Below are 12,459 nucleotides of genomic sequence, written 5' to 3' on the forward strand. Positions count from 1 at the left end.
CTTTATTTCGTCCGTATCCGCTACATCCAGTCCTGCCCTTGCAGCTCAATGAGCTCTTTAAGTTCATGATTCGACATCTCGGTCAGCCAGTTTTCGCCGGAGCCGACGACCTGCTCTGAGAGATTCTTTTTACGTTCGATCAGCTCATCAATTCTCTCTTCAAGGGTTCCCTGGCAGATCAGCTTATGCACCTGCACATTTTTGTGCTGCCCGATCCGAAAAGCCCGGTCGGTCGCCTGATTCTCGACTGCCGGATTCCACCAGCGGTCATAATGCAGCACGTGGTTGGCCCGGGTCAGATTCAGCCCGACACCACCGGCTTTGAGCGAGAGAACGAAGAAGGCAGGGCCTTCCCCCTCTTGAAAAGCATGCACCATCTCATCGCGTTCCCGCTTAGGGACCCCGCCATGCAGAAAGAGCGGTGCTTTGCCATACCGTCTGGCCAGCCTGCTGACCAACAGCTCGCCCATCGCCACATATTGGGTAAAGATGAGTGCCGATTCTCCAAGCTCAGCGATACTGTCCAGCACCTCGAACATGACGTCCATTTTGCCCGAAGCCTCACTGCGTTGTCCCCGCCCCTCATCCTTGCGGAACAGCTGCGGATGATCACAAATCTGCTTCAGCTTGGTCAGAGAGGACAGCACCAGACCCCGGCGGGCCATACCCGAGCGCTCTCCGATTACGCCCAGCATTTCATTGACTACTCCCTGATACAACGCTGCCTGAGTTTCTGTGAGCGCACAGTACTGCTTCAGCTCCAGCTTCTCCGGCAGATCCTTGGAGATATCCGGATCACTCTTCAGACGCCGCAGCAGGAAAGGCGACACGAGGCGGTGCAGCTCGCGCAGCCGCTCTCCTCCTTCTCCGGAAACATAACGCTGGCGGAACGAATGGTACGTTCCCAGGTATCCCGGATTCAGGAAGTGAAAGATAGACCATAGCTCGCCCAGTCTGTTCTCTACGGGAGTACCCGTCATAGCAATGCGGTGAGGCGCCGACAGCTTCATCACGCTCTGTGCCTGCTTGGTACGATGATTCTTGATGTATTGCGCCTCGTCCAGGACCACCGTTGACCACCTTACACCTGCCAAATCCTCACTGTCCCGTCCGGCGAGATGATACGTGGTCAAGACGATTTCGTGACTGGCCGCAAGCTGGGCGAAGCCTTCGCCGCGAATCCGGCGCCCCCCATGATGAATGTGCACCCGTAGTGAAGGCGCGAAACGCTGCAGTTCCCGCTGCCAATTCCCCAGCAGGGAAGTCGGACATAGAATAAGCACAGGCTCGTGTTTTTGTTCCGGCTCCGCAGTGAGCGCGCGATCCAGCAAACAGGTAATCACCTGGACCGTCTTTCCCAGTCCCATGTCATCCGCCAGACAGACCCCGAAGCCTAACCCGCTCAGCGAGGCCAGCCACTGAAACCCGCGTTCCTGGTATGGTCTGAGCGTTCCGTGTAAATCGGGAGGGACCGGACGCAGCGGGAGATGCCGCAGCATGTCGCCCTGCATAAGCGAAGCCAGCAGACCGGTGGTTTCCATTCCGGTCACCGACATCCCCTTCCACAGCCGTTCCTCGCCTGCTTCGGCTTCCAGACGCATCCAGTCTGCTGCCGACATTTCTCCGCTTTCATTACGCTTCATATATCTGAGCACCTGGCGGAGCTCCTTCGGATCAATCTCAATCCATTCCCCGCGGAACCGTACAAAAGGTACGCCAGCCTCCACCAATGCGTTCAGTTCGTCCTCAGTGACATCCGAATCCCCCAGCGAAGCTTCTATGCGGAAGGAAATCAGCTGTTCCATGCCCAGTGCAGCCTGGGCGGGGCCGTCGATTCCGCCAGCCGGCGGCTGCATCTTCATCTTCATTCCGATCCGCCGCCGGCCCTCACGGCTCCAGCGGGACGGCATTTGCACAGTAATGCCCCGCTCACGCAGCGGCTGTACACTTTCCTTCAGGAACAAATAGAGCTGTTCCGGCGTTAGCTTCACACTGTCCGGAGCAGGTACGGTCAGCGCCCGCTGAATGTCCGGCGACAGCTTGCCTGCCCGGCCCAGTGCGGACAGCAGCTGCTGCTGAATATTACGGTACCGCTTGCCCCAGAGCGTGAATTCGCGTTCACGGCTGCTCCAGATTGCCGCGGCTGGTAGCCAGAATTCCCCCTCTTCCCGGCTCTCCACCCAGAAGGACAACCGCCAATCCTCGTTCTCGTCCGCGGGCGGCTCCAGACGCAGCCCCAGGCTGAGCTGTCCGCTGCGTGCTTCTTCTGTCTCCGCATGCGGCACTTCGTTGCCGGCGGTTCCGTTCACTGCAGCCAGAAGCTCCGTCACTTCGGCTTGTGTTCCCTGTACCGGGATATCGCGGCTACCCGTGAGCAGGCTGTTCCACCACAGCTCTGTCAAAGGGGAGTAGCCGCGCCGGTAGTTCGCCTTGTACGGTGCAAGCTTCACTTCGTTCTGTGCAACAACCCGCTTGATCTCCGCAGTCATTACCGACTGCAGGAAGGAATAGAGCACATATGCACCGGCATCTTCACGGGAAGACAGGTCGCCTTCCTCTGCCACATGCGTTCCGAGCGCCAGCACCGGCATAGATGCCGCCATTTGCAGGAACAGCTCCCTGTCTGCCTCCTGCCGGAAGGCCGGAGACCAGGCAGCCGACGCCGCCTGTTCTCCTCCGCGGCGGCGGGAGCCTAACGGCCGGGGCGGCAGCGCCCCCGGCACAATACCGCCTGTGCCCATCAGCTCCAGCGCGAAGCGGGCGGCGGCAGCCCAATAGCGCAGCTCCCCGCCCGGCTCCAGGCCCTGGCTGCGGCATAGCTGCTCGTCCCAGCCGAGCAGCAGCTCGAAGGCATCCTTCGGCGCGAGGGCCAACCCCTCAAGCGTCCGCCCCGGCAAGCCGCGCCGCGTGGTTCTCCCTTCCGCAGAGGCGGCAACCGGATATTTCACCTCCGTGAGCCTCAGTGCAGCACCCGCAAAAGGACGCCAGCCGCTCCGAAGCTCCAGCCGTTTGACCACACGCGTCCATGCGTCTACCTTGGGCTCCGAAGTTTCGCCAGAGAAGCAGAAAAATACGTCCCCTAACCATATTGCATACAGATGCTTAATCATTGATGATCTCCATTCTTTTTGAGCAAACAGAAAGAGCCAGTCTGCCCCCCATCAGGAAGACTGAATCCTTCTCCGCAAGAAATATAGTTACAGGTAACCGGAGAGTCTGAATGAACGGCCCTCGGATTGCCAAATGTTTTTTTCTTCATCCCTTCATCTTATACGAAAAAGGAGATATTTAAAAACCTTTCTGCACTTTTTTCTGCAGATTTATCTGCTTTTTGCGGATTTACCCACTCATTATGGTAGCCAATCCCTCTTCATCCACCCAATCCATGCCAAAAAACCGCTAAATAGCGGTTGATTTAGCGGTTCCCCTCGTTTGTCCGAACATGGTTGCAACCTGCCCATTCCTGCTCGCAGAGTAACCCTATGCTTCCTCTAGTCATTCCGGATCACGTTGAACCAAGCGGCAAAACCAAGTGGAATAAGTAAACCTAATTATTCCCCCTACCACTCCCCACAATCGCTAGTGGGAAAAAGTAGACCTAATCTGACCGATTCGCACCCTCTCAGATGAATTCACTTAGATTAAGTTTACTAATTCCCACTAATACCTTTTACAAAGCGCCTTTGAGCCCATTTAAGTTCACTAATTCCACTTCACTACCCGCTGCCCCCTAACTCTCTCCCCCCTTATCTCCAACGAAGGAAATCCAGGCTTTCCCAAGAAGTAAGAAGCCCACCCTTCAAGGTGGCCCAATGGCCTGGACCTGCATATTTTACATCCTAAAGGTCCGACTATCAGCAAGTCTTTTCCTGCCCTCGCAGTCTTTCCTATCAGCAGTCCTCCCGATTCCTTCTTATCAGCCTTCTCTACTCCTTCGCTGCCTGAATACGCAGCTCCCCGCCATCCGGATCATCGTTCACCTGGATTAGAAGCGCGCCATTTCCGCCGTTGCGTGCCCAGCCCGTCCGGCCCTCCTCCAGCTGTTCCAGACTGATTTCGGCAAGCCCGTCTACAGAAGCTGCAGTGAATTCCGGATAGCATAGCGCAAAGCGCAGCATTTCCCTTCGCGGCGCGTACTCGCGGACCGTATAGGTCCAGCCCAGGCGCAGTTCACCCTCTTCTCCCTCCGCATGGACGCTGATCTCCGAATAGAGCCCTTCCTTATAGTTGAAGCTATGTCCGTCGTCCTCATAGAGGGAAAAGGAGGCCAGGAACCCATCCCGCGCCCGGGCACCATATAGATGAAAGATCATCGTCTCGGCCGTATTCTCCAGCGCATACTGCTTAAGCGGTCCTTCGGCCACAAAGGTCCCTGCCTTGATGTACATCGGCATAATCCGCAGCGGGGCAGCAGCCAAAATATGCTGCCCGCCCTCGGTAACCTCTCCGTCCCAATAGTCGATCCACAGCCCCTCCGGCAGATAGACGGAGCGGTGGTCCGTGTCCGGCCGGTACACTGGAGCAATCACCACATTCTCCCCAAGCAGGAACTGGTCACACAGATTCGTCACATGCGGATCACGCGGGTATTCCAGAATCAGCGGGCGGATCACGGGCAGGCCCGTCATTTCAGCTTCATGGAAAAGATTATAGATATGCGGCATCCAGCGGTAGCGCAGTCCGATGAACTCCCGCAGAATCGCCTCCACCTCTTCCCCGAATGACCAGGGCTCCTGGCGCAGCGTGCCGATGGAAGAGTGATTGCGGCAATACGGGAAAAAGACCCCCATCTGCGTCCAGCGCACCAGCAGCTGGGCAGAGGTATGGTGGGCAAACCCTCCGATGTCCGGCCCCGAGAAAGCGAGACCGGACAGCCCCATATTGAGTACCATCGGCATGGCCATCGCCATATGCTCCCAGAAGCTGCGGTTATCCCCGGTCCACACAGCGGCATAGCGCTGAATTCCCGCATACCCGGCCCGTGTCAGTACAAAAGGACGTTCGCCGCCCATATGCTCCGCCAGTCCTTCATACGTAGCCTTAGACATCATCATTCCGTACAGATTGTGGTATTCCTCGTGCGTGACCGGACGGCCATTGTTGAAATGCATCACATCAAGGTCCATGGTCTTCGACTCATTGAACACCGCAGGCTCGTTCATATCATTCCAGATGCCCTGAATGCCCAGGTCGGTATAGTATTTGTGCAGATCGCCCCACCACTCGGCAGTGCGGACATCACTGAAATCGGGAAACGCGCTGATCCCTGGCCAGACCTCGCCGAAGAAGATGTCACCCTCCAGGAAACGGCAAAAATGTTTTTCCAGCACCCCTTGCTTATATATTTCATAGTTGGGGTCTTTTTTGACACCGGGATCTACAATCGGCACAATCCGCACCCCCAGCTCGCCCAGCTCGGCAATCATCTTCTCAGGTTCGGGGAAATTGACCGGATCGAAGGTGAACACCCGGTATTCATCCATATAGTGGATATCGAGATAAATGACATCGCATGGAATGTTCTTTTCGCGGAAAGTCCGGGCGAGCTGAAGCACCTCCTGCTGATTCATATAGCTGTAGCGTGATTGGTGATAGCCAATAGCCCATTTGGGCGGCAGTGCAATCCGGCCGGTCAGTGAGGTGTATCTTTTGACCACATCCTTCATATCAGGACCGTTGATAAAATAGACATCATAGGCCCCCGTAGAACAGCCGATGGTAAACGCCACCCCGTGCGAGCGCATGTCAAAATCGCTCCGGCCCGTATTGTCCAGGAAAAGGCCATAAGACAGCTCGCCATGCACATGAATGAGCAGCGGAATGGACTCATATAGAGCTTCAATTTCCGGCAAATGGGGGGCAAAAACGTCGGTGTTCCAGTTGGTGTAGCGTTCCCCGCGCTTGTCGAGAAAGCTTGCCTTCTCCCCCAGCCCGTAAAAGTGGGAGTCCGGCTGCATATCATATTCAGCGTGGCTCGCGCCGCGCGGATTCCAGCTCGTCAGATTCTGCTGCATAACAATCTCTCCGTCCATGTTCTCCACACGCAGCAGCAGGGACGTTTTCTCAATGATCAGCTTGATTGCACTGGTCGTAAAGGTCAGTTGATCGTTATTCTCCTCCACAGGGAACAAGTGCGGGATACAGCTCTCGGCCAGCACCGCCGGAGTCGTCGTCAGATCAGGCACCTTGTCCCGAAACACCTTCATCCGGAATATTTCGTCATTCAAAAAGACAAAAACAATGCCTCCGCGTTCTCCCTGGACAATGTATATATTCTCAGAGCGTTCCCAGGATACCAAGCTTCCAGGTGTATTCCAGGTCTCCTTCATAACCAGCGGACCCATTTTCTCGGGACGAATCGCTTCACTGCTCTCCATGCTTGCTTTCCCCCTTCGGCTGTTGCGGCTTTTACTTTAATACATATTACCCAGCGTTACCGGACTGCTATCCGAAAACTTTATGACCCTCTGGTCATTTTTTGCCAAAAATGGTCTTATCAGCTGTGAATGCGGGTATATTCTATGTAGACGCCAGCTTCAGCACTAAATAATCAGGGTTAGGGAGTGAATGAAAATGATTCGAAACAATTCTTATAAATGGTGGAATCTGCTGTTCTTCCTTGGTGTACTCGTCGTAAATACCCTATCGGTGACCCTCCCGCTTGGCGGGAACAGCACCAGTGAAATTTCGGACAGGTATCACACCTTGCTGACACCTGCCGGCTATGCCTTTTCCATCTGGTCATTGATCTATCTGCTGCTCGCCGGCTTCATCGTCTATCCATTCCGGCAGGGTACCAGCTCCCGGGATTCCGTACGGCCGATCAGCATCTGGTTTGTGCTTAGCTGCATCTTTAATATGGGCTGGCTGTTCCTCTGGCAATATCTCTATATTGAACTGTCCCTCGCGGTTATGTTGCTGATGCTGATTACACTGATTGTCATCTACCGCAAAACCCGCAGCATCACGAGCCCCACTCCAGGGGAACAATGGCTGGTCAAGCTGCCGTTCAGCCTCTATCTGGGCTGGATCTCCGTTGCCACTATTGTCAATGTTAGTGTCGTCCTGGAAAAGAACCAGTGGGACGGCTTCGGGTTAAGTGATTCCACCTGGGCCGTAATTATGCTCTGTGTCGGCACTTTGCTCGCTGTTATTGTCAGTTTCCCTTACCGGGACAGGATCTATCCGCTGGTCTTCGTGTGGGCCTTCATCGCCATTGCCCTGGAGCATAAAGATACCGGCAGTGTGTTTATTACGGGGCTAGTCGCTGCCGGCTTACTGCTGCTCTACAGCACTTGGCTGCTGCTGACACCACGCCGGAGTAAATTTTGAGGTCATTCTTATCTGTTCAAACTTATCTGTTCAAAAAAAATCCCTGAGTGCTTCCAAGGTACGGAAACACTCAGGGACTCTCATAACCCTTAGGCTTATTTCTTCCGGGCTACCGCTTCAATCTCTACAAGTCCATCCTTTGGCAGACGTGCAACTTCAACAGCGCTGCGTGCCGGATATGGCTCCGTGAAGAATGTGCTGTACACTTCGTTTACAGCCGCAAAATCATTCATGTCCTTTAGGTACACGGTCGTCTTCACTACATGCTCAAGGGATGCGCCAGCCTCTTCGAGGATCGCCTTCACATTGCTTAGCGATTGACGGGCCTGCTCCTCTACACCTTCTGCCAGAGCCCCTGTTTCCGGGTTCAGACCCAGTTGACCCGAAGTGTATACCCAGTTCCCGGCCATGATCGCCTGACTGTAAGGGCCGATTGCGCCTGGGGCTTTTGCGGTTGCCACCTGTTTTTTGCTCATGTTCTCCTCCTGTTTGCTGTACAAGACAGTGATCTCTCTATGTACGTATGATTTATGTCCCATTGTACGTCCTGAGCCAAGCTTATTGCAAACCTCAGGCCTCCACTTTTCCAATTACATGAATGACTTCGTTGGTATAGACATGAACACCGCGCGTATCGGCAAGGGCGATGTTCATCATTGCTCTAGCCACCTTCGCTGCGGGTATTGCCCGGTACTTGGCTGCATGTCCGACCATGGCAAAGTCCAGTGCCTTCATCACAACGGCGGCTGCCCGTTCACCGGGCCTGGATTCCTCACGTTCTCCCAGCAGAAGGGAAGGGCGAAACAGATGGAGTCCCTGAAAACCGGCAGCAATCAGCCCCTCCTCCACTTTCCCTTTGGTGCGGGAATAGAAATTGCGCGATTTGACGCTTGCCCCCATCGATGAAACCGCCAGAAACTGCTTCACGCCGCTTGCTTTGGCCAGTGACGCGGCAGCAAGCGGATATTCCAGATCCACTCGTTCGAACTGCTCCTGCGAGCCAGCTGTCTTGATGGTTGTTCCAAGACAGCAGAAGACAGCAGAAGCACCGGCAAACTGTTCCTTGTACTGTGCGAGCTGCTCCCAGTCGATGATAACCTGCTTCAGTCCGGGATGCTGAAGCTTCATCGGATGGCGCACCAGCACACGCACTTCCTCCCAACCCCCATTCAGCAGATCTTCCGTAAGCGCACGGCCTACAAGACCCGTAGCCCCCAGCACTACTGCAATTCTCGTCATTGAATGGTCTCCTTTCATCCGAAATAAGAGGAAGACCTGGCCATCCTCTGCAGTTAGTCTTTCAGAATACGCCGGCCCAGCAGCAGTGCGAGAAGAAGCATCAACGTCCCTACGATAATCTGCATCCCGTATACCTGCATCCATTGCGGCCATTCTTGTATCCACTCATAAATCCGCCCTCCGATAAGCGGTCCAAAAAACGCAGCGAGTCCAGTCAGAGCCGCATACATCGCCATATACATTGGCCGCTCTTTCTTTGGTGTATCGCCAATGATGAAGTTAAAGGCCAGTTGGTTGAAGCCTCCTACTCCCACACCGAACACAATATGGGCGGCGAACAGCACCAGCAGCATCGGCATTACAGACAGCAGCCCCCAGAGCAACGAGGATATGGCAATGATCGGCAATGTCCAGAGCAGCAGCCGCTTATTGCTGTACTTGGCGTTCAGATTCCCCCACACATAGAAGCTTGCCATCATAAAGATCGTCTGTGAGACGTTCAGCAGGGACAAGGTCTCATAATTGATATTCAGCAGCTGCAGCATGACATAGGAATAGAGCGGCACTGTCAGGTTCTGCAGCAGCAGCCATGCGGACAGGAACAGCGTAGATTTCATGAACAACGTGTCATGCAGCGGTTTCTTGAGCATCGGCAGAAAGTCCTTCTCTTCCGATTTCTCAAACGGTACGTCCGGATAGAAAAAGAACACAATGATATTAGAGATGGAAAAAATCCAGACCACAATATACAGAATCAGAAACCCGTGCCCTCCCGGATAACGGTCTAGTACAATGCCTCCGCCATACATCACAAGACTTCCCAGGGCATTCAGAAACGTATTGCGGATTCCAAAGTAACGGCCCCTCACCCGTGCGGGAACAAGGTCACTGATCACAGAACTCCACAAAACACCACCGGCTGTATTGGCAATGAATGCAATCGTATATAATACGATAAATGCGGTGACCCAGTGCTCTTGAGGAAAAATAAACGGAACGAGCCCCGTGGAGCCCCAGAGCAGCCTATGTAAGCCGATAAAGGTTACCATGGCCCATTTGCGGCTCGGCAGCTTTTGAATCAGAAAAGCCACACCTATCTGCGCTACATTAACCAGTGTAGTAAGTGCAATCACAAAACCTATCTGGCTGGAGCTGGCTCCTAGATATAACAGAAAGCCTGTCAGAAACTGCCCTTGGAGCAGCACCTGAAATATCGTTGATGGTATCCCCTCAAACGTTGCGATCTGCAGATTCTTACGATGTACTGAGGCTTTGCGGAGAACTTTTGGACGTGAACCGCCAAGCCTGTTTCTCATGATGTTCATGGGGGTGATAACACTCCTTTGATGCGGCTTTTGCTTCATTCTACTCCGCATCAAGCTCCTGTCAATACGCCAAAATCACAAATAAAGTTGGACTTCCAAGCACCTTCTTGCCCGGACGATCACAGTGGCAAATATAGGGAAAAGAGGCTGCCTTGTTCCTCCTTGCTGGATAGTGTAATGTAGCCGCCCAGGAGCTTAGCCAGATCATTGCTGATGGACAGACCGAGGCCCGTCCCTCCATACTTGCGGCTGATGCTGCTGTCCGCCTGCTGAAAGGCCTCAAAGATTACCGTATGCTTGTCGGCGGCGATTCCAATTCCGCTGTCTTGTACATCAAAGACCACCCAGCGCTTCAGGGCTTGCCCTTCTGAACGTTCTATCATTCGAACATTCAGCGATACAAAGCCGTTCAAAGTGAACTTAAACGCATTGGATAACAGATTACGGAGAATCTGCTGCACCCGCTGGGGATCGGAATGAATTACCGCGGGGACGTCCTCGCTAAGGTTAATATTGAATTCCAATCCTTTTTTTCTGGCCACCACAGTAAACTGAAGCGCGAGCAATTCCGGAATCTCGCTGACATTCAACTCCTCGTTAACCACATCCAGCTTGCCCGCCTCTACCTTGGAGAGATCCAGAATATCATTAATCAGCGCCAGCAGATCTCCGCCGGACCGGTGAATGATCAAGCCATATTCGGTGATCTCCTCCGGGGTGAGCTGTTGATCATTTTCTTCAATAATCTGCGATAAATTAATGATGCTGTTGAGAGGTGTTCGCAGTTCATGGGACATATTAGCCAAAAACTCCGATTTGAATTGGGAGGCCAGCATCAGCTGCTTGGCCCTTTCCTCCAGCACGATCTTATTCTTGTGCAGCTCTTCCGCCTGTGCGGAGAGCAGTTTGTTCGCCCTTACTACCTGGCCGGTGCGCTGCAGATCAAGCTGGAAATCACGGATGATCAGCGAAAACAGCATACTGAGAACAATCCCGGCAGGCAGTGTGATAGGCATAATTTCCGTTATGTACACCCGATCCGGTATCACTCCAAAAACAATGATATTCACCGCATTCATCAGATTCACAACCAGAATGATAAGGAGACCCTTACCCACAATCGTAACCGTGGTGCGGCGCACCCAGTAGCTGAGCCCGGCACAGACGAAGCCCAGAATCGATAAATTCAGCACGCCTGCTACCGCCGCCTCGTTCATCCCGAAGATGAGACGGGTCAAGCCTATGCCAACACCGATGATAATTAGAATAAAGGGCTGGGGAAATGCAAGCGTAGAAATAATCAGCGGCACAAACCTCAAATCAAAGATGGCGTTCTCATGCAGTCTGTAGCCAAACAATATCGTGATCCAACCGGCAAAGATGGAAAGCACGACCCAGCTTGCCTTTTTGACAGTCTCTGGAGCATGAGAAATAGTATGCTTATATATTAAATTCGCCAGATAAGCGACAGTAATCAGCAGAGCTGTGTTCATAAAAAAAATCTTCAAGTATTCCATAGCACCACTCCTTCAACGCTTACAAATATGTAATTCTTATCAATCATAGTACCATAATAGTAGGATCAACACATGAAATTACAGTCCCATTAATACCTGCGAACCAGGCCCAAATCCTTCTCCGATATATGCCTTTCTGCATAAGAAGAGCGCAAATCAGATACGATTTGCGCTCTTCTTATGCTGCGGAAACCAGGGCCTTATAGAACTCCAGCGGCTTTTCAAGCTCTGGCCTCCGCTCTGCTCATGCAATATGATTACAGGCTCCTCTTTCAGGTCACATTCCTCAGGTGTCCATGTCTCAACATCCGGAAGCATATAGTACCGGGGATGAAAGCTGCAGAACATCTCTCCCTGCTGTGTAAGTACCCGATCAGCGTTGATCTCGATAATTCTGCCGGTTACGACATGGGATTTATACATAGACATCGCCTCTCCTGTTTATGTGATTATCCTGTTTTGAGGGTGTGTTATATTAGTGGCGGATGGATTGCTCCCAGCTGCGGTATTCCGCTTCCGCATCATCTTTGGTATGGCCATAACGTTCCTGAAGTTTGCCTACCAGCTTATCCTTCTCACCGTCGATAACATCAAGATCATCATCTGTAAGTTGTCCCCATTGTTTCTTGGCCTCACCTTTAAGCTGCATCCACTTTCCCTTGATTACATTACTATCCATTACATGCTCATCTCCTTAGGTGCCTTTTTAGTATGACCAGAGGCTCATGTCTTACAAAATCATTACCCCTGATCCTTAAAAATGAATCTAATCCCGGCCGCAGAAAAGAACAGCAACCCCCGTCGGTTTCTGTCACATAATAGTCCTTTAAACTAGTATCTTAGTATTTTAAAATTTGATATAATTCAACTGTCAATAAAAAAGTTTATCTTTAAGTGATTATTTTCACATGTATTATGTCCTGCTTATGCTAGAATGCCATCGAAGATGAAACGAGATAATTAAATTTTTTTCTATTATACGCCGATATATGTCATAAGGCTGCTACAAAAAGGGTCTTTGGACGGATTCAAAAGTGATAAATGTC

At 52.5% G+C, this 12,459-nt stretch carries 9 protein-coding genes; 1 reads left to right on the forward strand and 8 read right to left on the reverse strand.

Annotated elements, in window-relative coordinates; genetic code table 11:
- Positions 1–20: 20 nt before the first annotated feature.
- Positions 21–3,110 carry a DEAD/DEAH box helicase gene (locus A3842_RS22135; RefSeq protein WP_074102756.1) on the reverse strand — a complete coding sequence of 1,030 codons (3,090 nt, stop codon included), beginning with the start codon at positions 3,108–3,110 and terminating at the stop codon, positions 21–23.
- 816 nt (positions 3,111–3,926) lie between these two features.
- Positions 3,927–6,377 (reverse strand): glycoside hydrolase family 31 protein, encoded by a 2,451-nt coding sequence (locus A3842_RS22140; RefSeq protein WP_074102757.1) that lies wholly within the window; start codon positions 6,375–6,377, stop codon positions 3,927–3,929.
- A 196-nt stretch (positions 6,378–6,573) separates the two neighbouring features.
- On the opposite strand from A3842_RS22140, the gene A3842_RS22145 reads away from it, so the two are divergent.
- Complete coding sequence (locus A3842_RS22145; protein WP_074102758.1) at positions 6,574–7,332, forward strand: tryptophan-rich sensory protein; 759 nt, start codon at positions 6,574–6,576, stop codon at positions 7,330–7,332.
- A gap of 95 nt (positions 7,333–7,427) precedes the next feature.
- On the opposite strand, the gene A3842_RS22150 is transcribed toward A3842_RS22145, so the two are convergent.
- The 6 genes from A3842_RS22150 to A3842_RS22175 form a co-directional block, all read right to left on the reverse strand.
- The gene (locus A3842_RS22150) at positions 7,428–7,808 is read right to left on the reverse strand and encodes a RidA family protein (RefSeq protein WP_074102759.1); all 381 of its coding nucleotides are present in this window, start codon (positions 7,806–7,808) and stop codon (positions 7,428–7,430) included.
- A gap of 94 nt (positions 7,809–7,902) precedes the next feature.
- On the reverse strand, positions 7,903–8,571 hold the full coding sequence (locus A3842_RS22155; protein ID WP_074102760.1) for an NAD(P)H-binding protein: 669 nt from the start codon (positions 8,569–8,571) through the stop codon (positions 7,903–7,905).
- Positions 8,572–8,624: 53 nt separating this feature from the next.
- Complete coding sequence (locus A3842_RS22160; protein ID WP_083606779.1) at positions 8,625–9,896, reverse strand: MFS transporter; 1,272 nt, start codon at positions 9,894–9,896, stop codon at positions 8,625–8,627.
- Between the two features lie 119 nt (positions 9,897–10,015).
- Positions 10,016–11,413, reverse strand: a complete 1,398-nt coding sequence (locus A3842_RS22165) for a sensor histidine kinase (RefSeq protein WP_074102761.1) — start codon at positions 11,411–11,413, stop codon at positions 10,016–10,018.
- 156 nt (positions 11,414–11,569) lie between these two features.
- Positions 11,570–11,836, reverse strand: coding sequence for a hypothetical protein (locus A3842_RS22170; protein WP_074086744.1), 267 nt, complete (start codon positions 11,834–11,836; stop codon positions 11,570–11,572).
- A 52-nt stretch (positions 11,837–11,888) separates the two neighbouring features.
- A complete protein-coding gene (locus A3842_RS22175; RefSeq protein WP_074086743.1) occupies positions 11,889–12,092 on the reverse strand; it encodes a CsbD family protein in 204 nt (67 codons plus the stop codon).
- Positions 12,093–12,459 lie beyond the last annotated feature (367 nt).

The organism is Paenibacillus sp. P3E (assembly GCF_001909045.1).
In the GTDB taxonomy this organism is placed as follows: domain Bacteria; phylum Bacillota; class Bacilli; order Paenibacillales; family Paenibacillaceae; genus Paenibacillus_AQ; species Paenibacillus_AQ helianthi.